Origin of the sequence: Bacillus sp. AFS015802, assembly GCF_002561455.1 — a bacterium.
In the GTDB taxonomy this organism is placed as follows: domain Bacteria; phylum Bacillota; class Bacilli; order Bacillales; family Bacillaceae_B; genus Rossellomorea.
On the sequence record NZ_NTUP01000066.1, the window covers coordinates 281569 to 304159 of the forward strand.

Consider the following 22591-nt stretch of genomic DNA (forward strand, 5'->3'; position numbering starts at 1 on the left):
ATCTGCTTTTTTATCCCTTTGGGTGGGGTCACGATCTTGTTTTTTATCTTGTTCCCTTTAAGTTTTCAAATAAGGAAATAAATCTCATTCCTTCCTCTGATTTTTGCTAAAATAAGAGGTATATAGAACAGAAGGCGAATGGTGCCCAGATGAGTATAGTAAAAGATTTCCTGCTGCAATTGACACTGATGGTCATACCGATATTCAGTTATTTCACCTTTATTCTGGAGAAGGTAAAGGAGGACCGGACCATCAAGATGGTTATGACCCTGTTATGGGGAGTGTCCATCCTGCTCTGCATGTCCTTTCCGGTGGAATATGGGGAAGGGTTGCGCCTCGATATCCGATTTATCCCCCTTCTGCTGGGAATGTTGTATCTGGGCGTGTGGCCGGGAGTGTTTCTGTCCGTCCTCATCATCCTTTATCGCCCTTCCTTTGGTATTAGTACAGGTTTCTATACGACGGTCCTGGTGTTAGCCATTGTCCTTCCTTTCATTCTGTTCGTAGAGCGCTTGTTCGGCAAAGTGAATAGGGATCGAAAAGTGGTACTGGCAGGAGGTTTATCCCTTTTTTATTGTCTTTGCGGGATGACCGTGTCCGGTGCGGTGAATGGATTTTCAAGCGCTGAATTGAAAGTGCAAAGCATCCACCTTCTTTTCACCGTTGCGGTTACCTTATTTTGTACGCTTCTCATCGAAAAGATCAGGGAAATCCACCAGCTGAGGCTTGAGGTTCAAGATGCCGAGAAATTCCGGGTGATCAGCGAACTGACCGGAGTGTTCGCTCATGAAATCCGGAACCCGATGCAGGTAGCCAGGGGATTCCTTCAGATTCTGGATGAACCCGGACTGCCCCCTCATAAAAAGGAATATATCAACGTATCGATTGAAGAATTAGACCGTGCCAATGAAATCATCAGCGACTTCCTCTCGTTCGGCAAGCCTTCCCTGAATACCTACGGCAAGATCAATGCCGGTGAACAATTGAATCGTGCTGCCACGCTCATCCAAAGCTTCAGCTTGAATCAGCAGATTGAATTTAAATCTGATATTGAGGAAGGCTGCTGGCTGGAGGCGAACCCTCAAAAATTGAATCAGGCATTGATCAATATACTGAAAAATGCAGTAGAATCCATGCCGCAGGGTGGAATTGTCTGGACGAGCTGTCGACAAACGGATGATGGGCATATCAGGCTCACCATTAAAGACCAGGGGATCGGGATGAGCCAGAAACAAGTAGAGCGTCTGGGCTCCCCATATTACTCCCTGAAGGAAAAGGGGACGGGACTCGGCATGATGGTCAGCTATCAAATCATTCGTTCCTTCAAGGGACAGATCAAAGTGGAAAGCGAAGAAGGAGTCGGGACGGAATTTATCATCGAGTTCCCTGAGGCTAAAACGTAAGAGAGAACAGTGAAGACCTATTATTGGTCAACGCCGTTTTCTTTTTTTTAATCATTTTGGAGAATCACTTATCATCAACATGGCTGCCCGATTTGATTGTATCCGGCTGAAATGTTCTCATTCCCGCTTGAAAAAATCAAATCTCCCTCGATGCCTTTCTAATCCCGCATGATAAATCTAAAACGTGCATGATTAGCACACAAGACAGGAGTCGCTGCTCTCGAATTCTCCATCCCTATACCTTTTCGATGAAGAAAGCATTGAGTTCCCTTGAATATTTTGGAATAATTAATATTGGGCGGAATTTCAAGCCTTCCAAAGGAGAAAATCAATCTATGGACGCTTTTTGGATAAAAGCTTTTCTATTTTTAGCAATCTATGGACTGCTCATCTTCCTGTTTAACGCAGGGATGAGAAAAGTACTGAATGTCAAGCGGAAAAAGGTTTTTTCCTATCATCACCTCAGTGAAAAGCATAAAAAGATAGACTGGACGATTCGAATCATTGCTGCCATCTTCATCATAGTTGGCGGTTTCTATAATACGTTCACACTAGGTCCAGAGAGAAAAGTATGGTACCTGGAATCATACGTTTTGCTGTTTGCTTTTGTATCGGTATCCGAATCAGTCAGGGCTGCTTTTGAAAAAAGACTGTCAGACAATCCAAACGATTATAAATTCACCCTTTCCCAATTAGCTTTCCTGACCGTCACTCTACTCTTATTCTACACGACTGAATTTTTCGGAATATTCACCTAACTGGAGGGACCATCATGCTCAATCAAACACCAAAAAGAATAAGGGATTATGGTGTAAAAATAGGAAAATTAGAAACAGGGTCCCAAAACTCGATCACGGATGTTAAAGGCGTGACGGTTGGTCATGTCACACTCAGTGATCACGACATGCAGACGGGAGTCACGGCCATCCTGCCTCATCAGGGCAATCTGTTCAAGGAAAAACTCATCGCTTCCACACATGTCATCAACGGGTTTGGCAAAACCATGGGCACGATCCAAATCAACGAACTGGGAACATTGGAAACTCCCATTCTATTAACGAACACATTGAGCATCGGAACAGCTGCCGATGCCCTGATCGATTATATGCTGGAGCAGAATCCCGAAATCGGCAGGACGACAGGAACCGTAAATCCCGTTGTCTGTGAGTGCAATGACATGTTTCTGAACGATATCAGAGCGCGTTTTGTGAAGAAGGATCATGTCCGGCAGGCACTTGAACACACCTCAGAACAGGTGGAGGAAGGGGCGGTCGGCGCCGGAACCGGCATGCTTTGTTATTCCTTGAAAGGCGGTATCGGGACGGCTTCAAGGATCATGAAGATGAGTCACGGTACCTACACGATGGGAGTGCTCGTCTTAACAAACTTCGGTATCCTGAGCGACCTGACCGTGAATGGAAGAGCGGTCGGTGAAGAACTGAAAGAAGCTATTCTGGAATCACGGGAAGAACGGGACAAAGGTTCCGTCATCATCATTGCAGGGACGGACCTCCCCGTATCCGAAAGACAGCTCAACCGGATCATCAAGAGGTCGATCACGGGGTTATCCCGTACTGGTTCCATCATCACAACCGGGAGCGGTGAAGTGGCCCTAGGCTTCTCGACGGCGACCAGGATCCCACATGACCAGACGTCTCAATGTATGTCCATCCCGATGATTCACGAAGAAGAGATTGACCTTGCTTTCCGGGCGATCGGGGAAGCGACGGAAGAAGCGGTCTTGAACTCCTTGATCACAGCGGGGCATGTAGTCGGCCGGGATGGGAACGAAAGGCCTGCATTAAAGGATTTATTGGAAATACACAATATTAATCTATAAACGCTATGGAGGAAATATGGAATCAACGTTAATTATCATCCGTGGAAACTCGGGTAGTGGAAAAACAACGACGGCTAAACGTCTTCAACAGCATTTTGGCCGGGGCACTTTGCTGGTATCACAGGATGTCGTCAGACGCGACATGCTGAAGGTCCAGGACCGTGACGGCAATCTGTCTTTGGATTTGATCCGACAGATTGCTGAATATGGTAAAGGGAAATGTGAAGTGGTCATTGTAGAGGGGATCCTTTCCCAACAGCGATACGGTGACATGCTGAAGCAGCTGATCAACTTCTATAAAGGGAATGCTCATACCTATTACTTTGATTTATCGTTTCAAGAAACCGTCCTTCGCCATAATGGCCGTGCGAAAAAAACAGAATTCGGGGAAGAATCTCTCCGTTCCTGGTGGAATCCGGAGGACTATCTCCGTGTGGATGGAGAAGTTCAATTGACAGATGAAATGACGCAGGATGAGATAGTGAAAATGATTTTACAACAAATATGAAAAAAGGGAGTGCATCATGTTAAACGTTAAACCATTAGAAGATAGGGACTATGAATTAATCAAAGAAGCAGAAAGAGTCATAGAAACGAATTATAGTTACGGTCGGCATCACATCGGTTCAGCCGTGAGAGCAACATCCGGCAAGGTCTATGCAGCCGTCCACGTCGAAGCAAACGTCGGCCGGATCACCGTATGCGGTGAAGCGATGGCTCTCGGGAAATCCATCTCTGAAGGAGACCACGAATTTGAAACGATTGTCGCCGTAGCACACCCCCATCCTCACGAAGACATCGAGAAATGCTGGGTCGTGGCACCTTGTGGGATGTGTCGGGAATTAATCAGTGACTACGGGACACAAATTGATGTCATCCTTTCTTATCGTGGTGAACTGGTGAAGTGTAGTGTGTTGGAATTGCTGCCTGAGAAATATGGGAATGAGATGGAGTAATAAGAAGGGTTGGACCAACGGAGTCATTGCAGGAGGAGAGAAATGGAGATTAGGAAAGTAACTCAAAGTGATGTGAAAGAGTTGGCCATATTTATGAATCAACTTGGCTATCCGACCAGTTTGGAGCAGATGAAGTCAAGAATGGCCCAAATCGATTCCAACCCTGATTATCTTACCTTAGTAGCTGAAGTGAAGGGGAAAGTGGCCGGAATGATTGGGCTGACGAAAGGATATTACTACGAAATGGATGGCTGCTATGTGCGAATTGTCGCCCTGGTTGTCGATTCTGCATTTCGTAAATTGGGTGTTGGCCATGAATTAGTATCAGAAGCCGAGAGATGGGCCGGACATATTGGTGCTACAGGCATTGGGCTGAATAGCGGGAACAGGGAGGAGAGATTACAGGCACATGCTTTTTATCGCAAGAGAGGATATGTGGCCAAGAGTACAGGATTTGCTAAAAGTCTAGATTCAAATGGAGAGAGGGAAACATACCATGATCCACTTCAAAAATGATCATTTAATCGTTTTCAGAAGCTCATTATATCAGACCACATCCGCTGTCGTTAAAACCGACGACGTGATGATTCTGACTGATCCCAATTGGCTTCCAAATGAAGTCCAAGCCATTCGGGACTATGTGGATAGGGAACTTGGGAACAGGCAGCTATATATTATTTACACGCACAGTGATTTTGATCATATCATCGGATGCGGTGCTTTCCCGGAAGCGAAGGTAATCGCAACGGAAGAACTCAAAAATCATGAATATAAAAACGAAATTGTCCAAAAGATCCATCAGTTCGATCAACGGTATTATATAAAAAGAGACTACGTGCCCCACTTTCCTCATGTGGACCACGCAATATCCTATGATGGTGAAAAGCTTGATCTGAGTGATCTTTCACTTACATTTTACAAAGCACCGGGCCACACACACGATGGTCTTTTCACGGTTGTAGAGCCCTTGGGTATCTTTTTATCAGGGGACTATTTATCTGATGTCGAGTTTCCGTTTATATTCAGCAGTTACATAGATTATAAGAATACGTTGAAAAAAGCAGAATCAATCCTGCGGGATCATACGGTCCACATTCATGTACCAGGTCACGGTTCGGTGACGGAGGACCCTGCAGAAGTGGAACGTAGAATGGAGGAATCGACCTATTATATAGACAACCTTTTACAGGATAGTGACAACGTCGAAGCCTTTTACCGGGAACGGTATGCTTTTTTTGAAGGAATGAAGAATATTCATTCTGAGAACATCGAGATGGCAAAGAAAGAGACGGAAAGGTCCGATTAGAGCCCTGATATCAGAACAAATTCATAGGAAAGCAACAAAAGAGGGGGGATATCATTGAAACTCATACTACTATTCGGACCCCAAGCCGTTGGGAAAATGACGGTAGGACAAGAATTGGAAAAAAGAACAGAACTGAAACTATTTCATAACCATATGACCATCGAATTACTCCAACCCTTCTTTGGGTTCACTGAAGAAATGTGGAGGATATGCAACTTGTTGAGAGAAGAAGTCTTTGAAGCTTTCGCGAAAACGGATCAGTACGGGATGATTTATACCTTCATGTGGGCATTCAACGAAGAAGAGGACTGGAAATGGGTCGAGAAGGTCTCAAACATTTTCGAGTCCAACGGGGCAGAAGTATATTTCGTGGAGCTTGAATCCGACCTCGAGGTGAGGCTGCAAAGGAACATTACTCCGAACCGTCTGCAGCATAAACCGTCGAAGCGTAATATTGAAGACTCCGAGAAACGTTTGCTCGCTTCCCTGGACACACTTCGTCTGAATTCAATTGAAGGGGAAATAGAAAGAGAGAATTATATCAAGATCAATAATACGGATATGAGGCCCGAAGAGGTTGCTGAAATCATTATTAATAGATTTCAGCTGTGAATAATAAAATGTGCCCTTCAACTAAGAACATTTAACGCCAACTGAAGAACCACAATGTGCTAAACAGGAAGATTAGGAGGACCTATGAAAACCAATATCTTTCAATCCCCACCAACATTAGAAAACGAGAGAATAAAATTGATTCCCCTGGAGGCTCACCATTCAGCTGCGCTTCTTGAAGTGAACGATCCGGAGATCTGGCGTTTTATGCTGACGGAAATCACTACCTTCGAACAAATGGAACAATGGGTAACTGCCGCCATCCGGTTGCGGGACCAACAGACTGCCATTCCTTTTGCCGTAGTGTTAAAAGAACAGAATAAGATCATCGGGTCTACCAGATTATTCGAAATCAACTTCACACAAAAATCGTGTGAGCTCGGTTCCACCTGGTACAGCAAAGACCATCAAAGGTCCTTCGTGAATTCCAATTGTAAAAATCTGATCCTCCGCTATTGTTTTGAAACACTTGGGATGATGCGGGTTCAGATCAAAACAGATGAAAGGAATCTCCGTTCCCAGAAAGCGATTGAAAGAATAGGGGCTGTGAAAGAGGGAGTTTTGAGGAAAGAAAGGATCCTGTCAGGGGGATATGTCCGGAATGCCGTTGTTTACTCGATCATTGATGAGGAGTGGCCGACCATAAAGGAAGGATTTGCTTTGAGGGATTCGAACTATTGAACGGTGGTGAAGCGATGAATCAATCTCCTCTTATAGAAGGAAAACAAGTTCTCCTCAGGAAGCCAAAAGATGGTGACATCATGGACCGCTTCAGGTGTGGCAGAACGAAAGAAATCGTCAGGATGTATGGTGGCGATACAAGAAACCTCAAACCATTTACGATGGAAGAGGCCAAAATGTTCGTTGATAAGATTTTAACTAGTCAATACAACTGGTGTATTGAATACATGGGGCATTGTGTTGGGCAGGCGAGACTCACCGTCAATGAGGAAGATCAACGCGCACGGTTCGCCATTGGAATATTCAATCCTTCCGTTTTAGGAAAAGGGTTGGGGACAGAAGTCACTAAACTGCTTGTGTCATTCGCATTTGAAGAATTAAGGTTACATAGGGTTGATCTGAGGGTGTTGGAGTACAATCACAGGGCAATCTCCTGCTATAAAAAGTGCGGGTTTGTAATAGAAGGGGTTGAACGGGAAGGGGCGTTGATAGAAGGGAAGTTTGAGACGGATGTGTTTATGAGTATTTTGGATAGGGAGTACAACGACATAAAAGACAAGGGACACATCTGACCTCTATTATAAAGAAAGGAGATGAGAATGTTGGGGTTTATGACAACCTTTTTTCTGAAAATCCTATTCATTATAGGCATTTATGCCGTTTTCGTCTCCTTGTTTCATCATGTAACCAGCAGGTGGCTGGGTATACAGAAGAGGAAGTATTTTTCTCACGAGATGATTAATGATCAGCACGAAAAAGGAGATAAACGATTAGGATATTTGACTGTGCTGGCAATGATATCCGGGTTCATTGTGGTGGTAAGCACTGACTACGAAAGCAGGTATTTGCGACCGTATTTGATCATCGGTTTCTTTTTCATTGGGAGGCTATTATGGAAGTCTTATATGGAGAGGAAATGGACGCACGATAAAAGGGAGCACACCTATACACTAATGGAGGCGGGATTTTATACTGTTTTGTTAATTGCTACTTTCACGACAGATGTTTGGCTGTTTTAAGCAATATAGTGCAAGAGAGGGGGAGAGTCTTATTCAGATTGATTGGTTAATCAACAAATTTGATGAATTAGAAAATAGAATGTTAAAAGCAATCGCTCAATTGACGGATGAACAAGTGAATTGGAGACCTGGAAACACCGGGCATAGTGTAGCGACACTTATTCGACACATTGATGGAAATATCAAAGAAAGAATTTACAAGGGAATATGTAAAGGAACATTTATCAGGAATCGTGAAGATGAGTTCAAGCCTCTGTATATTCCTAAAGTAGATTTAGAAAAAATGGTTATTGATCAATTTCAATTCGTAATCGAAACCATAAATGAAATGTCTGAGGAATCTCTCCTCGAAACTCAATTAGTCAGAGGAAGAGAACGTACCAATCTGGAAGTTCTACATCAATGTGCTGCCCACTTTTCTGAACATATGGGACAAATATTGTACATCGCTAAGCTATGTTTGAAAGACGAATATACATCCACTTCAATTTAAGAAAATAAGGAGACACCACTATGGCCAATCTCAAGGACGGAGAATTCACAGTACATCTTAATGGAATCAATCACTGGGTGAAAATTGAAGGAGCTGAAAACCAAACCATTCCCCTTATCCTTATCCACGGGGGACCAGGTGGAAATCATTATGTGTTTGAAAGAACGGCAGGTCCATTATTGGCGAAAAGCAGGACGATTATTTACTATGAGCAGCGAGGGTGTGGCCGTTCAGATAGGCCGGAATCAGATGATGATTATTCGATTGACTTATTGATAAAGGACTTCAAGGAATTGAAGAAATGGTTAAGTGCTGAAAAGGTCGACCTTCTCGGATACTCATTTGGAGGAGAACTGGCTCTTGAAATCACCAATTACTTTCCTGAAGAGATTCATCAACTCATCCTGTCAGCCCCAAGTCTTCTACAAACCGTTATTCAAAAAATGGTCCAAGTAACCGGATTTATGTCTATCGGCGAATCCGATCTATTCAATCGATTAACAGAGGATATTCAAACAGGAGCAACTCTCGAAGCAATTTATAACGGGGTTTGGGAAATGGTGAGCCCCGAACTGGTGGACCTTTTATTATTTGAAGATCAGGAGATTGCCAGGAAAAATCGCGGGTTGTGGGAGGAAAGCCATCTCGTTAACTCAGGGCTGATGAGCCGTGCCCTAATGAACAGTCCAGTAAAGGTCCCCCTTCTGGACCGTCTCAAGGAGATCCAGCACAAGACACTCATTCTGACAGGAGTCTTCGATCGAAATACGGGCGTTCCCATCTCGAAATTGATTCATACAAACCTGCCATATAGCAGGCTGGTCCTTTTTGAGGAGAGTGCCCATTTTCCTGACCTGGAAGAAACAGAGAGGTTTGTGAAGGAAATCAAAATGTTTTTGGATAAGAGGCATAGCCAAAAAAAGTGAGGTATTAATAATGAATCAAACGGAACTTAAGGTAGTAATCGGAGCAGGAGAATATCATAATAATCCCGGTTGGCTGCATACACAGGAAGATGAGCTGGACTTACTGGATGAAACGACGTGGGAAAGCATGTTCAAAGGAAGCTCGATTTCCGCTATTTTAGCTGAGCATGTATGGGAACACCTTACATATGAAGAAGGACTGCAGGCAGCAAAGATATGTATGAAGTACCTTAAGCCGTCCGGGTACATCCGCTGTGCTGTGCCGGATGGGTATTTTCCTGATGAAACTTATCAAAAGGTGGTCCAAGTAGGAGGACCCGGGCCGGAAGATCATCCTGCTGCCAGTCATAAAATCGTCTACAACTACAGCTTGTTATCAGAAGTATTTGAAGCGGCCGGGTTTGAAGTGAAATTGCTTGAGTATTTTGATGAGAAGGGACAGTTTCATGAAAATGGATGGGAAGGCACTGACGGGGTCATTTTTCGTTCTAAGAAGTATGACCCGCGAAATCAGGGTGAAAAGCTAGCTGCTCCTTCACTCATCCTTGATGCCTGTAAAAACTGACCCCATGTTTTTTTTATAATGTCTGCCCATTATCGACAATCATCACTTGTCCAGTGAGCGAATCTTGTGTGAGCTGGAAAAGGATGGCATCGGCAATGTCGTCGGGTGTGGAGATTCTCATAAGCGGTAATGTCCCGGCGAGTTGATGCATCATGTCATGATTTCCTTCCCACCATCTTGTATCAACGGCACCAGGGGAGATGCAATTGACACGTATGTGTGGGGCGAGGGCAATGGCCAGTGAACGGGTCATCGTGTGGATGGCCGATTTTGTTGCGGCATAGGGGATGGATGAGCCGATGCCGGTTACACCCGCCACACTTCCCATATTGACGATCACTCCTGATGATTGTTTCTTCATATGGGGGGCAACCGCTTTAATACAGTGAAACATCCCTTTGACATTGACGTTGAAAAGGGTATCCCACACATCACTTGATACTGAGTCCAGGTCATCCATGGAAATGTGGGCCGTGATGCTCGCGTTGTTGACCAAACCATCCACCTTTCCGAAGGTGCCAAGTGTTTCTGTCACCAGATTTTCCACTTCTGCTTCGATCCCTACATTTGCCTGAATCGCAGCGGCTGTCCCTCCCAGCTGTTGGATGGAGCGAACGACATCTGTTGCTTCAGTTTCCGACCGGCTGTAATTGACCACCACTTTCGCACCGGCCGCGGCTAATTTCAGTGCGGTTGCCCTTCCGATTCCCGTACCGCCGCCCGTAATGATCATGACTTTATCCTTCAGTTCCATTTTTTCTCATCCTCTCCATTTCTTATAAATCTATTATGCTTATAAAGCGGAGAAGAGTATAATACAGAATAATGAAGGTGATATCATTTTAAATGATATCCAGGACGGGAGTGAGGGTATTGGAAAGTCATGATCTGAGGATCTTCAAAGCTGTGGCGGATCTCGGGTCCATATCGGCCGCTGCTGAAAAGTTAGGATACGTACAGCCAAATGTCAGTCAGCGGATCAAGGGGCTGGAAGAAGAGCTTGGTGTCCGGCTATTGAAGCGAACCAACCGGGGAGTGACCCTCACCACTGAAGGTACCTCATTATTAGAATACACTGAGCAAATCCTGCACTTGATGGAGGAAGCGAAGACTTTCATTAACCCGTCGAAATGGAGGGAATCCCTGACGATCGGGGCATCTCAGACTATTTCTGCCGTTAAAATACCACAGCTGTTCACCGCATTTCTACAAGCACATCACACCATAGACCTGAAATTGAAAACACAGGATAAGCAAAAGCTGCAGGACATGCTTTACTACGGTGAACTTGATGGCTTATTCCTCCATGGTCCATATCGCGATGATCAATTCGAAGCGGTGCATTCCTATTTCGAGGAGATCGTCCTTCTTTCATCAAGAAATCGGCCACCTGGTAAGGAACCGCTATTACTTGTCAATAGTGATCCTTCATGCATCTATCGGAACAAAACATTACACCTGTTTGAGGGGAAAGACCCGTTGATCATGGAGCTTGACTCCCTGGAATCGATCCTGCAGGCGGTAGAAGACGGATTGGGTATGAGTATACTCCCGTCAAGCGTGATGAAAAACCGGAATGGTCTCCATTCTGAGCCACTACCTGAAAAAATCAGGATAGATTTTCTGATCAGGAAAAGGAAACAGAAACGGAAGAGCCTGGTGGCATTCATTCTCTTTTTATCTTCTCTTGAAAAGTAAAATATTGAAAAGTTTACAACAATATGATAATTTAATTAGAAATAAGGGGTGGATACACATGACTTTCATCAACAAGCAACGCTCATTCACACAATTCCATCATCATATCAAGTAACCTTGCTATCCGATTTTTAAAAATCGCACATAGGAAGGTTATTTCCCATAGAACCGCATTTGATTAAGTTTTTCACTTATATCAAGTGCGGTTCTTTTTGTTTTCCAAAAGAAAAAAGGAGGAGAAGAAAGATGAAAATGAAGAAAATGGATTACCAAAATGTCAAAGGCACACAGGATTATTTACCGGAAGCGGAAGGAATCAGACGGGAAGTCAGAAGGACCTTGGAGGATGTGTTCATCCAATACGGCTGCAAGCCCCTCGAAACACCGATCTTGAATTACACTGATCTGCTTGCCTCGAAATATGCGGGAGGGGATGAAATCCTGGAAGAGATGTACACCTTAACGGACAGGGGAGAAAGGGATTTAGCCCTGAGATATGACCTGACGATTCCCTTCGCCAAAGTGGCAGCCATGAACCCGACCATCCCCATGCCGTTCAAGCGCTATGAAATCGGAAAAGTGTTCAGGGACGGACCTATCAAGGCAGGACGGTTCCGCGAATTCACTCAATGTGATGTGGATATAGTGGGGGTCGATTCACAGGTGGCAGAGGCCGAGCTGATGATGATGGCCGTGGATGCATTCGGAAAGCTCGGATTGAACATCACCATCCAGTTTAACAATCGGAAACTCCTGGCGGGGATGCTTGAAATTTTCGGTGTGGAAACGGATCAGGTCAATCAAGCGGTACTCATCCTCGACAAACTCGAGAAAATCGGTGCCGGAGCGGTGTTATCAGAACTCGGGGACCTCCACCTTTCAGACGCAACCAAACAGTTGATTCAACAATTCTTGTCTGACCAGGACAATAGCCGATTAAGCTATTTCGAATCATACGCCGATCAGAACGGGCAAATCAGACAGGGGCTGGAGGAATTAAAAGAACTGACTTCTTATCTGGATTACCTGGATATCAGCGAGCAATGCGTGTTCAATCCCTTTTTAGCGAGAGGCCTGGAAATCTATACAGGGAGCATCTACGAAATTTTTTTAACGGACCGGTCGATCACCTCAAGCATCGGAAGCGGTGGACGGTATGATCATGCCATCGGTGGTCTATTAGGAACCAATGAACCAGTATCAACGGTCGGCATTTCATTCGGGCTGGACGTCATCTATGCAGCGATCAGCGCTTCAAAGGAGCAAGTGAACCTGACGTCTGCCGTTGACTATTACGTCATTCCCCTCGGGACAAGGAAGGAGGCATTACGAGTAGCCAATGATTTAAGGCGAAAAGGCTACACTGTGGAACTGGAGATGAGCAACCGGAAACTGGGTAAACTCCTTGATAAAGCAAACAAAGAAAAGGTCCGCAACGTCATCATCATCGGGGAGGAAGAAATCAAGAAGAAACAGATTAGGGTAAAGAATATGGAGACGGGTGAGGAGACCTTGTGGGATATGGAGAACCTGCAATCGGAGAAAGGGGGCACAAACAAATGATTCAACTGAAATACTTCGAAAAAAAAGATTACAAGCAGCTGATCGCCTGGATTGAATCGCCCGAATTTCTCCTGCAATGGGGAGGGCCCGGGTTTCACTACCCATTGGATGGGGCACAGCTGGATAAGTACACGGAGAAGGCCAATCAGGAGGGAGCAGAAACCCTGATCTATAAAGTACTCGATTCTGATACAGTCATCGGCCATATCTCCCTGGGGAAAATCGACCGGAATAACCGGTCGGCCCGAATTGGAAAGGTGCTGGTCGGAAACCAAAACACACGCGGCAAAGGAGTGGGTCAACAAATGATTCGAAGTATCCTGCAAATCGCCTTTGAACAACTAGGATTGCACCGTGTAAGCCTCGGCGTATTCGACTTCAATGCTCCGGCCATACGATGCTACGAGAAGGCAGGATTCACCAAGGAGGGCTTACTGCGGGATGCCAGGAAACACGGGGATGAATATTGGAGCTTGTGGGAGATGAGTATGTTGGAGGAGGAGTGGGAAACGATTAAGAAGGGCTGATCCCTTATACATGGTGAGCGGTCTTTACTTTATAAAGAATATTCGACAGTGATGCTCGATTATCGCCATTCCCGCATGATTATTTCGTCTTCTGCATGAAAAATCTACATCCCGCACGATTATCCTAATCCGGAATGAATTGAAAGGATATCGGTATGATGCAGAGAGCCTGATCACCGATATCCCTTCGATGATTTGCTCATCAATCTATCCGTTGCCCCGTAAGCACAATAGACTACATAGGGGTTGTCTCTTTTCTAATTTGTAAAAATAAGTAAGGAAAAAGATCGATTTTCCTTCACACAACCTTCACCAAAACCAACAGCTCACTACATACCCACTCAACATCCCTCTCCTAAAATGTAGTCGAATACATATTAGGGATAGGAGATGAAGGACATGAATAAAAAATTTTTAGTGGGTACAGGAATTGCGTTTTCGTTGTTATTGAGCCCATTCAGTCAGGCGTTTGCTGAAGAGCCGACAACAGGTGAGGAAAAGCAGGTGGAGAATATTGCACACCGCGGGGCGGCAGCCTATGCACCTGAAAACACGATCGCAAGCTATGATCTAGCGGTCGATATGAAGGCGGATTATATTGAAATTGATGTCCAGCGAAGCAAAGATGGTGAATTGGTCGTCATCCATGATACATCAGTGGACCGCACAACCGATGGATCTGGAAAAGTGGGGGATCTGACACTGGAGCAAATGAAGAGTCTTGACGCAGGGAGCTGGAAAGGCGAAGAATTTGCAGGAGAAAAGATCCCGACATTCGATCAAGTCCTGGATCGCTATCATGGAAAAGTGGGGATCCTGATCGAATTGAAATCTCCCGAACTTTATCCAGGAATCGAAGAACAAGTGGCTGAGGCATTAAAGGAACGTCAACTCGATAAACCGCAAAATGAAAAAATCATCCTTCAATCCTTTAATTTTGACTCGATGAAAAAAATGGATCAACTGCTTCCTAAAGTTCCAGTCGGCGTTTTAGCCTGGAGCCAGTCGCAATCGACACCGGAAGCATTAAAAGAAATTTCCACGTATGCAGAATGGTTCAATCCAAGCTACGGGATCGTGACAGAACAGGTAGTGAAGGACGTTCACTCCCTGGACATGCAGATCGGATCGTGGACAGTGCGCAGTCACGAAGCGGCAAATTTCCTGTTCGACATGGACGTGGACGCGATCATTACGGATTATCCGGATTATATCGACCCTAGAAACGAATAGTTTGATAGAAAAGGAGTAGCTGATGCTGCTTCTTTTTTTATCCTTTACATTAGTCTTTTTGATAATACGACACATTGAGATGAAGCTGACTCTTTACAAAATGCCAAATTGTTTTTTGATTCGGAAAATACCTCCAATATATCATCAATCTATCTCCCAATCCCACATATCGACATCCCATAAAAAATCTGCTACACTATTATAGTTACCAATGATAACTATTACCCGAAATAACTATATAAAAAGGAGGAAGCAGCGATTGAAACCGGCACAGCAGTTTTTTCAGGAGTTGATCCGACTTTACAGGCCATTTGAAAATCAGTTGAACGTCCAGCTGAATGAACACGGTCTGCACAGGGCCCAGTGGACGATTCTTTATAACCTCTACCATAATGGGCCTTCATCCAATGTGGAGATCTCACAGTATCAAAGCGTGGAGAAGCCGACCATTACGAGGACGGTTCATCAATTGGAGGAAGCGGGCTATATCGAGCGGATACCAGGTAAGGATCGAAGAGAAAAGCGAATGCAGCTTACGCAGGCTGGCATTGACGTTTATGAGGAAGCCCGTAAAACCATCGATCGCTTTGAACAGTCCATTATGGAAGGAATCAGTGAAGAGAAGCAGCTTGAGATGATCGAACTGATGAATAGGATCAAGGAGAATATGAACAGATAAGGAGTTTTACAGATGAGTCAGACACAATCAAGGCTATGGACCAAGGACTTTACCCTCATGTCCATCGCCAATTTTTTTATCTATTTAATTTTTTACTTATTGCTCGTTACCATGGCGGTTTATGCCGTGGATGAATTTGGGGCGTCCGAGAGTCAGGCGGGTCTCGTGACGGGGATCTTCATTATCGGAACCTTGATTGGACGATTATTTCTCGGAAGGATGATCACAGCCATCGGAAATAAGAAAATGCTGTTTGTCGGCATGATCGCGTTTATCGCTACATCATGCCTTTATTTCGTGGAGGGCGGCATCAGCTTCTTGCTGCTCACGCGTTTTCTTCACGGGGTGGCACTCGGCATGGTCAGTACCGCTACCGGTACGATCGTAGCAGAGATTATCCCGGCGAGCCGAAAAGGAGAAGGGATCGGGTATTACAGCATGAGCATCACCCTCGCAACAGCGGTTGGTCCGTTCTTCGGTCTTTTCTTGAGTCAGCATGCAAGCTTTCGGACGATCTTTGCTTTCTGTCTTGCCCTTGGGGTCATCAGCTATGTCTTCACCTTGTTTGTGAGAATACCGGTCGTTAAGAAAACGGCAGGGGAGAAAACCGAGAAACAGCGTCTCTCCATTGCGAGCTTCATAGAACCGAAGGCGCTTCCGATTGCGCTCGTCGTTCTGTTCGTGTCCCTTGCGTATTCAAGCGTCCTGTCGTTCATTAACTTCTATGCCGTCGACATCGACCTTGTCGAAGCTGCGAGTGTATTTTTTGTGGTGTATGCTGTAGCGATCCTTGTATCGCGTCCGTTTACAGGGAGACTAATGGATGCGAAAGGTGCCAAGGCTGTTATGCTGCCTGCTTTCGTCTTGTTCGCTGCTGGTTTATTTCTTTTAAGTGCAGCAAGTAACACAATGATCCTGCTTCTTTCAGGTGTCCTGATCGGTCTCGGGTTCGGGAACATGCAATCGGTCACACAGGCAATCGCCGTGAAGGCCGTGCCGCCGGAGCGAGTAGGTCTCGCCACATCCACCTACTATATTTCCCTGGATGCCGGCCTCGGATTCGGACCGTATGCTCTTGGCTTCTTAATTCCCTTGACAGGCTACCGTTCCCTATACATGATCATGGGCATCCTGGTTGCGGCAACACTCGTACTCTATTATTTCCAGGAACGAAAACAATCCCGCACCGTACTCGCCCATGAATAGATTTCCCTTCAAGGAGTCCGGCCACAATGGCCGGACTCCTTTTTTGGAGGGACGGACCTTCTAAGGGAAGATTTCTTCGAATAGTTCCTGCCTCATGAAGGTCCGTCCCTCACCTGTCTTTCATGAGCAAGAACGAACAGGAAGGTTTCTGGAGTTTTTACTATATTAGTAGAGTGCAGTGGAGATGAAAGGCGGTAGAGGGATGGAGTTTAAAGAAGTGGTGAAGGAAGCTTTTGTTATGGTCGGATATAGTGCTCCGGGAAGCTGGGGCGGAGATGTTTCCTACCCCATACCGGGGCTATGGGAGAAAGCGAAGGAATTCATCACAAGAGATCAGGCCGATCAGATCATAGGGGTCTGCCTTCCCCCAAGAAGTGATGATTACTATTACACCTGTGGGATAGAGATGGATTCTGCAGCTTTCAGGAAAATGAGAAGTGAGTTGACGGTCCACACCTTCCCGAAACAGAAATATGTCGTATTTAAGCATACGGGGCCTTCCGGAAACATCCCCGAAACCTACCACAAGTTGTGGAAGGTCTTTGACCAGGGAGGATATCTCATTGAAAAAGGAATGCCCGAGATTGAAGTGGTGGACGCGCATTTATTTGGAAAAGAAGATAGCAATGAATATGAAATGGACATCTGGATTCCGGTTGGAGAGCATCCCCTTTTGTGAGGGGGTGTTTTTTATTAATCAATAAACATATCTTTAAAAATAATAAAAATTTATTGTAAAACAATAAATTTCATGATAAATTCTAACTATATTATCAAGTGAGGTGCTATGAATGAAACGGGAAACTCTCTTTTTGAAGATCGCCCTTTTTCTCATCGGGGCCCCGATTGCAGCTTTATGCTTCATCGGTATGCCCATGCTGGCCATGAATGCAGCAGGTTGGAGCTTAGCCTATGTAGTCTACGGGATACTGGCCGTCATGTACGCGTCGGCGATTCCTTTCTTCACTGCATTGTTTCAGGCTTACAAACTGTTAACGTTCATTGATCAACATAACGCGTTCTCAGAATCATCCGTCAAAGCTTTGAAGACGATCAAAACATGTGCCATTGTGATCTGTTCCTTCTACGTGGCGGGCATGCCGCTCTTTTATGCCCTGGCGGAGTTTGACGACGCACCCGGTGTGATTGTGATCGGGATGATCTTCATCTTCGGTTCAGCCGTGATTGCCGTTTTTGCCGCCGTTCTGCAGAAGCTATTGAACAATGCCATCGAAATCAAATCTGAACATGATTTAACGGTCTGAGGTGAGAATATGACCATTATTATCAATATTGACGTAATGTTAGCTAAAAGGAAAATGAGTGTGACGGAGCTGTCAGAAAAAGTGGGAATCACGATGGCGAACCTTTCAATCCTGAAAAATGGGAAAGCAAAGGCCGTCCGATTATCCACATTAGAGGCGATTTGTAATGCACTCGATTGTCAGCCCGGAGATCTGTTGGAATATCAGCGTGATGAAGATACAGGGGAATGAAGATGAGAGCGCTCAAACAGCTCCTTCGTTTCGGCTGGGAGCAGGCACTGTCATGCTTATTTCCAGTGGTCATTTTTGCCTCTTTGGCACTGACACAAATCATCCCGCTTCTTTACCTGCCGAGATACGACTGGCTGCTTCTCATCTGCCTCCTGATGCAGTGGGGGATGGTGAAATCGGGTCTCGAAACCCGTGATGAACTGAAGGTGATCACCCTATTCCACCTGATCGGACTCGCACTTGAACTGTTCAAGGTGCATATGGGCTCGTGGTCCTACCCTGGGGAAGGTTATTCCAAACTGTTCGGTGTCCCATTATACAGCGGATTCATGTATGCAAGTGTAGCAAGCTACCTGTGCCAGGCGTGGAGGAGGCTTGAGGTGGAACTGATAGAGTGGCCGCCGTTTTGGATTGTCGTTCTCCTCGCCGCAGCGATCTATTTGAACTTTTTCACTCACCATTACTGGATCGATATCCGCTGGTGGCTGTCGGGACTTGTCCTCATCATTTTTTGGAAAACATGGGTCGTCTATGTAATCGGCGGCACCCGATACCACATGCCCCTCGCCCTTTCATTTGTCCTTATCGGATTTTTCATCTGGGTCGCCGAGAACATTGCCACGTTCTTCGGTGCCTGGGAATATCCGAATCAGACGGACGCCTGGAGCCTTGTTCATCTTGGAAAGGTCAGTTCTTGGCTTCTACTCGTGATCGTCAGCTTCCTGATCGTAGCAACATTGAAGCGGGTGAAAGGGCAGGGAGCGATTTCAGACGGTGCAAATTTTCTTACATCCGGACCTCACCACTCAAGTCAGGAGGAATCGGTATGATGAAGTTGGCTGTCACAATGATGTTGACTCACTTTATTATCTTCATTCTCTGGATCATGAACTCAGGACACTTGTTTTCATTTTATGGAATCACCGCTTGGATTGCCTTGGTGGGGCTAGGATTCATCATTCAACTAAAGCTCGATAAAGTCATGATGGTTAGAAGGTTGTTGTCCATATCGAATGGGTGGATGGTGTTTTTGATGGGGGCAACCGTGTTAATTTATTTTGCTGTCAGCTCCATGCCATAGTGATGTATTCCAGGGACAGGTCCCTAGGTGCTCCATTCAAAAGAGCCAGTTGACCTGTCTTTTTTATTTTTTAGGAATATATGGAACCTTTGTGAAGTTGATACGTACATGTATTTAATACATTCCTAAATACAATGGAGGAATCTAAATGGACTACGGCTTATTGATCATCGGTATCTCCCTTTTACTGGTTTCATACTTAGTCGGTGTGAAAAAACAGACATGGCTGCTGGCAGGCTTCAATGAAAAAATGATCAAGAATAAATCGCTGCTTGGAACCATCACCGGGCTGCTCTTCTTCCTTCCCCTGGGCCTGATGGTCATCATCAACAGCATCATCGATTATGCATATGAGGGGACCGTACTTGTAGTTGCTATGCTGGTCCTGCTTACAGCCGTGTATCTATTCATAAACAGGAGGCTGTTGGATTGATGGAAGAGAAGGAGCTCAAGATCAATGGGAAGAATCTTTTCGTCAAACAAAAAGGGGATGGGGAGCCAATGATCTTCCTTCATGGCGGACCGGGTGGGAGTCTTGACTATTTTCTTCCGCATATGGAGTCCCTGTCGAAGGATTTTCAACTCATTTTTTATGACCAGACGGGGTGTGGGAGGTCTGAAACGGTTGCAGGTCACTCGTACTCAATTGACGATGAAATCAGTAATCTTGAAGAAATCAGGAAAGCACTCAACCTGGATAAGGTGACGCTGTTCGGCGAGTCTTGGGGGAGTATCCTTGCCCTGTCGTATGCGGCAACGTATCCTGACCGTATCCATAAATTGATCCTAACCGCCGCCATCGGTTTAACTTATCGAGACTACCGTGCCTTCAAAGAAAATCTTTTTCGAAAGCTTGGATTTAAGAAAAAAATGCTTCTCGGATGGTATTCTTTCTCATCTCTCTTCAGTGTCAATGCTTCAAAGAAGCTCGAACAATTGCTGGATCCTTTTTATGTGTATTCCGTCGATACATTGAGGAGGAAAAAAGAGATTCTATACAACAAAGATGCCCTTAAGCACATCGGAAGAGAACTTGATCAAGAGTATAACCTGCTTCCGTCTCTCAAAGAGCTTCGTTCCCTCCCCATTGCAATTGCACAGGGATCACATGATGTTTTAACCCCTGCCTACATAAAAGAAAATGTCATGGTCCATCTGCCAAACGCAATTCTTCTTGAAGTAGAAGAAAGCGGCCACTGGACCATTCTCGAACAACCCGGGAAGATGGTTTCATTGACCAGGGCGTTCATGACTGCCAAAGGGACAGGCACCCCGGTTCACGTATAGAACCGGGGGGACCTGTCTCTTTGAGTTTTTTCAGCACATCGACCATATCTTATTAAAGGATAAACCAACCCCCTCCCCGAATAGAAATAGGTAGAATGGAGGGAAGCTCATGAATGGAAAGATTCAGGTGGAAAATCTCACCAAAACATTTAAAAAAGGAAACGTGCAGGCGGTGAAAGGTGTATCGTTCCAAGTGGAAGAGGGCGAATTTTTCGCCTTTTTAGGACCGAATGGAGCAGGGAAATCGACGACGGTCCAGATACTAACAACGCTGATTAATGCTTCTTCCGGGAAAGTGGAAGTCGCAGGGTATGATGTCATCAGTGAGCCTGAACATGTCCGCCGTCATATTGGCGTCGCCCTTCAGGAAACGGGGGTTGACCCTGACCTGACAGGACGTGAGATGGTGGAGCTCCAGGCGTATATATTCGGCTTCGGGAAGGAAGAAGGGAAGCGGCGCGCGGAGGAGCTCCTTGAGATCGTGGATCTGTCGGAAGCATCCGAACGGAGGATCGGCGGGTATTCCGGCGGGATGAGAAGAAGGCTGGATCTCGCCCTGACCCTCGTCAACGAACCGAATATTCTCTTTCTGGATGAACCGACGACGGGACTGGATCCATCCAGCCGGGCAGCGATCTGGAAAGAGCTCAGGAGGCTGAATAAAGAAAAGGGGACGACGATCTTTCTCACGACCCAATATCTGGAGGAAGCGGACTCCCTGGCAGACCGGATCGGCATCATCAATAAGGGCGAGATCGTGGCCATGGGGTCCCCGAAGGAATTGAAGGCAGAGATTGGTCAGGATCTCATCACCCTCACATTGAAAAATCGTGCCGAGATCGATCACAGTGTGGAACTGATCCGCACGCAATTGGAGGGTGTCGACGTCCTCGCTCAGCAGGATAAGATCCTGGTATATGTAGAAGAAGGGACCAGACAGCTTCTCGAGGTGGTCCGGATCCTCGATACAGAAGATATCGGCATCACGGATATTCAATTGTCATCCCCTACCCTGGATGATATCTTCCTGAAATTGACGACGGAGACGAAGGAAGGGGTGAAGAGCCGTGGGGAATAATGTATTTAAGGATACGTGGCTCATGACGGTCCGAAATATCAAGACCACTCTCCGAAACCCGTTTTCATTCATACCTAACTTGATCATTTCTGCTTTCTTCCTTCTCGTATACGAAGGAGGATTGAGTGGTATATCTCAATTGCCGACCTTTGAAGGGGCCGATTATCTGGCGTTTATCCTGCCCGTGTCCATCGTCTCTGCTGCCATCGGTGGAGCAGGGGGAGCAGGGCAAAGTATTGTGAAAGATATTGAGACCGGGTTTTTCTCGAGACTTCTTCTCACTCCGGCATCGCGCATGGCCATCGTCCTTGGCCCGATCATCGCAGGCATGCTGCAGCTTTTGGTCCAGACGCTCCTCATCATCGGAATGGCGTTTTTACTTGGCCTTGACGTTAAGACAGGTTTTGCCGGCGTATTATTTGTCCTGTTGATTGCCATCGGCTGGGGACTTGCGTTTGCCGGTTATTCCGTCGGGATCGCCCTCAGGACGAGAAACGCCCAGGCCGCCCAGGCGGGTACATTTATCTTCTTCCCGCTGATTTTTTTGAGTACGACATTTGTTCCCTATGAATTGATCGAAGCCCAGTGGTTGAAAATCGCCGCCACGATCAATCCGACCACCTATGTATTTGAAAGTATGCGTACTGCCCTTATCGACGGGTGGGTGTTCTGGGATCTGATGCAGGGCGTGATTGCGATTGTGATTGTCTGTGCCATCACCATTACGTTCGCTGCCGTTTCTGCCAAGGGTGCGGTTTCACGGAAATAGATTGGTAAGAAGGATTCTTCTCTAATTGGGGAAGAATTCTTCTTTCTATCCAACCTCTTTTTGCACGCTAGTAAACATGGAGGAAGTATTTTTCCCTCGGAAATGTATGTGAGTGGCGTCATTAAGAATATATATGAATCTACAAATATTGATACGGGTTTTCCACCATATGA

30 protein-coding genes are annotated in these 22591 nt (G+C 45.7%); 29 read left to right on the forward strand and 1 reads right to left on the reverse strand.

Translation table 11 applies throughout. The features are described from left to right. Positions 1-149 precede the first annotated feature (149 nt). From CN378_RS18845 to CN378_RS18910, 14 genes are all read left to right on the forward strand, one after another. Positions 150-1403, forward strand: coding sequence for an ATP-binding protein (locus CN378_RS18845; protein ID WP_098354030.1), 1254 nt, complete (start codon positions 150-152; stop codon positions 1401-1403). A gap of 335 nt (positions 1404-1738) precedes the next feature. Beyond that, positions 1739-2161, forward strand: coding sequence for a DUF4181 domain-containing protein (locus CN378_RS18850; RefSeq protein ID WP_179884983.1), 423 nt, complete (start codon positions 1739-1741; stop codon positions 2159-2161). 14 nt (positions 2162-2175) lie between these two features. Next, a complete protein-coding gene (locus CN378_RS18855; RefSeq protein ID WP_098354032.1) occupies positions 2176-3243 on the forward strand; it encodes a DmpA family aminopeptidase in 1068 nt (355 codons plus the stop codon). A 16-nt stretch (positions 3244-3259) separates the two neighbouring features. Next, positions 3260-3751 (forward strand): kinase, encoded by a 492-nt coding sequence (locus CN378_RS18860; protein WP_098354033.1) that lies wholly within the window; start codon positions 3260-3262, stop codon positions 3749-3751. A 16-nt stretch (positions 3752-3767) separates the two neighbouring features. After that, positions 3768-4199: a cytidine deaminase gene (locus CN378_RS18865; protein WP_098354034.1), complete on the forward strand. Its 432-nt coding sequence runs from the start codon at positions 3768-3770 to the stop codon at positions 4197-4199. A gap of 42 nt (positions 4200-4241) precedes the next feature. Further along, the gene (locus CN378_RS18870) at positions 4242-4715 is read left to right on the forward strand and encodes a GNAT family N-acetyltransferase (RefSeq protein ID WP_179884984.1); all 474 of its coding nucleotides are present in this window, start codon (positions 4242-4244) and stop codon (positions 4713-4715) included. After that, the gene (locus CN378_RS18875; RefSeq protein ID WP_098354035.1) at positions 4696-5505 is read left to right on the forward strand and encodes an MBL fold metallo-hydrolase; all 810 of its coding nucleotides are present in this window, start codon (positions 4696-4698) and stop codon (positions 5503-5505) included. Before CN378_RS18870 ends, CN378_RS18875 begins: the two co-directional genes overlap by 20 nt. Positions 5506-5559: 54 nt before the next feature. Continuing rightward, a complete protein-coding gene (locus CN378_RS18880; RefSeq protein ID WP_098354036.1) occupies positions 5560-6117 on the forward strand; it encodes a DEAD/DEAH box helicase family protein in 558 nt (185 codons plus the stop codon). Positions 6118-6201: 84 nt separating this feature from the next. Continuing rightward, positions 6202-6798 (forward strand): GNAT family N-acetyltransferase, encoded by a 597-nt coding sequence (locus CN378_RS18885; protein ID WP_098354037.1) that lies wholly within the window; start codon positions 6202-6204, stop codon positions 6796-6798. Continuing rightward, positions 6795-7370, forward strand: a complete 576-nt coding sequence (locus tag CN378_RS18890) for a GNAT family N-acetyltransferase (protein ID WP_257141207.1) — start codon at positions 6795-6797, stop codon at positions 7368-7370. The genes CN378_RS18885 and CN378_RS18890 overlap by 4 nt, the downstream gene beginning before the upstream one ends. A 27-nt stretch (positions 7371-7397) precedes the next feature. Then, positions 7398-7817: a DUF4181 domain-containing protein gene (locus CN378_RS18895; protein ID WP_179884985.1), complete on the forward strand. Its 420-nt coding sequence runs from the start codon at positions 7398-7400 to the stop codon at positions 7815-7817. Beyond that, a complete protein-coding gene (locus CN378_RS18900) occupies positions 7801-8310 on the forward strand; it encodes a DUF1572 family protein (protein ID WP_098354287.1) in 510 nt (169 codons plus the stop codon). The genes CN378_RS18895 and CN378_RS18900 overlap by 17 nt, the downstream gene beginning before the upstream one ends. Positions 8311-8330: 20 nt before the next feature. Further along, complete coding sequence (locus CN378_RS18905; RefSeq protein ID WP_098354039.1) at positions 8331-9236, forward strand: alpha/beta fold hydrolase; 906 nt, start codon at positions 8331-8333, stop codon at positions 9234-9236. Between the two features lie 10 nt (positions 9237-9246). Further along, positions 9247-9801, forward strand: coding sequence for a class I SAM-dependent methyltransferase (locus CN378_RS18910; protein WP_098354040.1), 555 nt, complete (start codon positions 9247-9249; stop codon positions 9799-9801). Positions 9802-9814: 13 nt separating this feature from the next. On the opposite strand, the gene CN378_RS18915 is transcribed toward CN378_RS18910, so the two are convergent. After that, positions 9815-10555 (reverse strand): SDR family NAD(P)-dependent oxidoreductase, encoded by a 741-nt coding sequence (locus CN378_RS18915; protein ID WP_098354041.1) that lies wholly within the window; start codon positions 10553-10555, stop codon positions 9815-9817. A 119-nt stretch (positions 10556-10674) separates the two neighbouring features. Here CN378_RS18915 and CN378_RS18920 point away from each other — a divergent pair, with 119 nt between their 5' ends. The 15 genes from CN378_RS18920 (at position 10675) to CN378_RS18990 (ending at position 22418) form a co-directional block, all read left to right on the forward strand. Beyond that, positions 10675-11499 carry a LysR family transcriptional regulator gene (locus CN378_RS18920; RefSeq protein WP_098354288.1) on the forward strand — a complete coding sequence of 275 codons (825 nt, stop codon included), beginning with the start codon at positions 10675-10677 and terminating at the stop codon, positions 11497-11499. 252 nt (positions 11500-11751) lie between these two features. Next, entirely contained in the window at positions 11752-13062 is a 1311-nt protein-coding gene (locus CN378_RS18925) for a histidine--tRNA ligase (RefSeq protein WP_098354289.1), read from the forward strand. Next, positions 13059-13589, forward strand: a complete 531-nt coding sequence (locus CN378_RS18930; RefSeq protein ID WP_098354042.1) for a GNAT family N-acetyltransferase — start codon at positions 13059-13061, stop codon at positions 13587-13589. Before CN378_RS18925 ends, CN378_RS18930 begins: the two co-directional genes overlap by 4 nt. A gap of 399 nt (positions 13590-13988) precedes the next feature. After that, positions 13989-14822 (forward strand): glycerophosphodiester phosphodiesterase, encoded by an 834-nt coding sequence (locus CN378_RS18935; protein WP_098354043.1) that lies wholly within the window; start codon positions 13989-13991, stop codon positions 14820-14822. A 259-nt stretch (positions 14823-15081) separates the two neighbouring features. Next, on the forward strand, positions 15082-15501 hold the full coding sequence (locus CN378_RS18940) for a MarR family winged helix-turn-helix transcriptional regulator (RefSeq protein ID WP_257141208.1): 420 nt from the start codon (positions 15082-15084) through the stop codon (positions 15499-15501). Between the two features lie 12 nt (positions 15502-15513). Continuing rightward, positions 15514-16707, forward strand: a complete 1194-nt coding sequence (locus tag CN378_RS18945; RefSeq protein WP_098354045.1) for an MFS transporter — start codon at positions 15514-15516, stop codon at positions 16705-16707. Between the two features lie 202 nt (positions 16708-16909). Next, the gene (locus tag CN378_RS18950; protein ID WP_098354290.1) at positions 16910-17386 is read left to right on the forward strand and encodes a GyrI-like domain-containing protein; all 477 of its coding nucleotides are present in this window, start codon (positions 16910-16912) and stop codon (positions 17384-17386) included. Positions 17387-17498: 112 nt separating this feature from the next. Continuing rightward, positions 17499-17972, forward strand: a complete 474-nt coding sequence (locus CN378_RS18955; RefSeq protein WP_098354046.1) for a DUF2975 domain-containing protein — start codon at positions 17499-17501, stop codon at positions 17970-17972. 9 nt (positions 17973-17981) lie between these two features. Further along, positions 17982-18203, forward strand: a complete 222-nt coding sequence (locus tag CN378_RS18960) for a helix-turn-helix domain-containing protein (RefSeq protein WP_098354047.1) — start codon at positions 17982-17984, stop codon at positions 18201-18203. Between the two features lie 2 nt (positions 18204-18205). Continuing rightward, the gene (locus CN378_RS18965) at positions 18206-19033 is read left to right on the forward strand and encodes a DUF817 domain-containing protein (RefSeq protein WP_098354048.1); all 828 of its coding nucleotides are present in this window, start codon (positions 18206-18208) and stop codon (positions 19031-19033) included. Then, positions 19030-19284, forward strand: a complete 255-nt coding sequence (locus CN378_RS18970; RefSeq protein WP_098354049.1) for a hypothetical protein — start codon at positions 19030-19032, stop codon at positions 19282-19284. The genes CN378_RS18965 and CN378_RS18970 overlap by 4 nt, the downstream gene beginning before the upstream one ends. Before the next feature lie 148 nt (positions 19285-19432). Then, complete coding sequence (locus tag CN378_RS18975) at positions 19433-19717, forward strand: DUF3784 domain-containing protein (protein WP_098354050.1); 285 nt, start codon at positions 19433-19435, stop codon at positions 19715-19717. Further along, complete coding sequence (locus CN378_RS18980; RefSeq protein WP_257141220.1) at positions 19717-20571, forward strand: alpha/beta fold hydrolase; 855 nt, start codon at positions 19717-19719, stop codon at positions 20569-20571. Before CN378_RS18975 ends, CN378_RS18980 begins: the two co-directional genes overlap by 1 nt. A gap of 109 nt (positions 20572-20680) precedes the next feature. Next, the gene (locus CN378_RS18985; protein WP_098354052.1) at positions 20681-21649 is read left to right on the forward strand and encodes an ATP-binding cassette domain-containing protein; all 969 of its coding nucleotides are present in this window, start codon (positions 20681-20683) and stop codon (positions 21647-21649) included. Continuing rightward, positions 21639-22418, forward strand: a complete 780-nt coding sequence (locus CN378_RS18990; RefSeq protein ID WP_179884986.1) for an ABC transporter permease — start codon at positions 21639-21641, stop codon at positions 22416-22418. The genes CN378_RS18985 and CN378_RS18990 overlap by 11 nt, the downstream gene beginning before the upstream one ends. Positions 22419-22591: the final 173 nt, after the last annotated feature.

Excerpts from the sequence above, each read along its gene's own strand:
- CN378_RS18845 (WP_098354030.1), top strand. The coding sequence starts at position 150 with ATGAGTATAGTAAAAGATTTCCTGCTGCAATTGACACTGATGGTCATA.
- CN378_RS18850 (WP_179884983.1), top strand. The coding sequence starts at position 1,739 with ATGGACGCTTTTTGGATAAAAGCTTTTCTATTTTTAGCAATCTATGGA.
- CN378_RS18855 (WP_098354032.1), top strand. The coding sequence starts at position 2,176 with ATGCTCAATCAAACACCAAAAAGAATAAGGGATTATGGTGTAAAAATA.
- CN378_RS18860 (WP_098354033.1), top strand. The coding sequence starts at position 3,260 with ATGGAATCAACGTTAATTATCATCCGTGGAAACTCGGGTAGTGGAAAA.
- CN378_RS18865 (WP_098354034.1), top strand. The coding sequence starts at position 3,768 with ATGTTAAACGTTAAACCATTAGAAGATAGGGACTATGAATTAATCAAA.
- CN378_RS18870 (WP_179884984.1), top strand. The coding sequence starts at position 4,242 with ATGGAGATTAGGAAAGTAACTCAAAGTGATGTGAAAGAGTTGGCCATA.
- CN378_RS18875 (WP_098354035.1), top strand. The coding sequence starts at position 4,696 with ATGATCCACTTCAAAAATGATCATTTAATCGTTTTCAGAAGCTCATTA.
- CN378_RS18885 (WP_098354037.1), top strand. The coding sequence starts at position 6,202 with ATGAAAACCAATATCTTTCAATCCCCACCAACATTAGAAAACGAGAGA.
- CN378_RS18895 (WP_179884985.1), top strand. The coding sequence starts at position 7,398 with ATGTTGGGGTTTATGACAACCTTTTTTCTGAAAATCCTATTCATTATA.
- CN378_RS18900 (WP_098354287.1), top strand. The coding sequence starts at position 7,801 with ATGTTTGGCTGTTTTAAGCAATATAGTGCAAGAGAGGGGGAGAGTCTT.
- CN378_RS18905 (WP_098354039.1), top strand. The coding sequence starts at position 8,331 with ATGGCCAATCTCAAGGACGGAGAATTCACAGTACATCTTAATGGAATC.
- CN378_RS18910 (WP_098354040.1), top strand. The coding sequence starts at position 9,247 with ATGAATCAAACGGAACTTAAGGTAGTAATCGGAGCAGGAGAATATCAT.
- CN378_RS18915 (WP_098354041.1), bottom strand. The coding sequence starts at position 10,555 with ATGGAACTGAAGGATAAAGTCATGATCATTACGGGCGGCGGTACGGGA.
- CN378_RS18925 (WP_098354289.1), top strand. The coding sequence starts at position 11,752 with ATGAAGAAAATGGATTACCAAAATGTCAAAGGCACACAGGATTATTTA.
- CN378_RS18930 (WP_098354042.1), top strand. The coding sequence starts at position 13,059 with ATGATTCAACTGAAATACTTCGAAAAAAAAGATTACAAGCAGCTGATC.
- CN378_RS18935 (WP_098354043.1), top strand. The coding sequence starts at position 13,989 with ATGAATAAAAAATTTTTAGTGGGTACAGGAATTGCGTTTTCGTTGTTA.
- CN378_RS18945 (WP_098354045.1), top strand. The coding sequence starts at position 15,514 with ATGAGTCAGACACAATCAAGGCTATGGACCAAGGACTTTACCCTCATG.
- CN378_RS18950 (WP_098354290.1), top strand. The coding sequence starts at position 16,910 with ATGGAGTTTAAAGAAGTGGTGAAGGAAGCTTTTGTTATGGTCGGATAT.
- CN378_RS18955 (WP_098354046.1), top strand. The coding sequence starts at position 17,499 with ATGAAACGGGAAACTCTCTTTTTGAAGATCGCCCTTTTTCTCATCGGG.
- CN378_RS18960 (WP_098354047.1), top strand. The coding sequence starts at position 17,982 with ATGACCATTATTATCAATATTGACGTAATGTTAGCTAAAAGGAAAATG.
- CN378_RS18965 (WP_098354048.1), top strand. The coding sequence starts at position 18,206 with ATGAGAGCGCTCAAACAGCTCCTTCGTTTCGGCTGGGAGCAGGCACTG.
- CN378_RS18970 (WP_098354049.1), top strand. The coding sequence starts at position 19,030 with ATGATGAAGTTGGCTGTCACAATGATGTTGACTCACTTTATTATCTTC.
- CN378_RS18975 (WP_098354050.1), top strand. The coding sequence starts at position 19,433 with ATGGACTACGGCTTATTGATCATCGGTATCTCCCTTTTACTGGTTTCA.
- CN378_RS18980 (WP_257141220.1), top strand. The coding sequence starts at position 19,717 with ATGGAAGAGAAGGAGCTCAAGATCAATGGGAAGAATCTTTTCGTCAAA.
- CN378_RS18985 (WP_098354052.1), top strand. The coding sequence starts at position 20,681 with ATGAATGGAAAGATTCAGGTGGAAAATCTCACCAAAACATTTAAAAAA.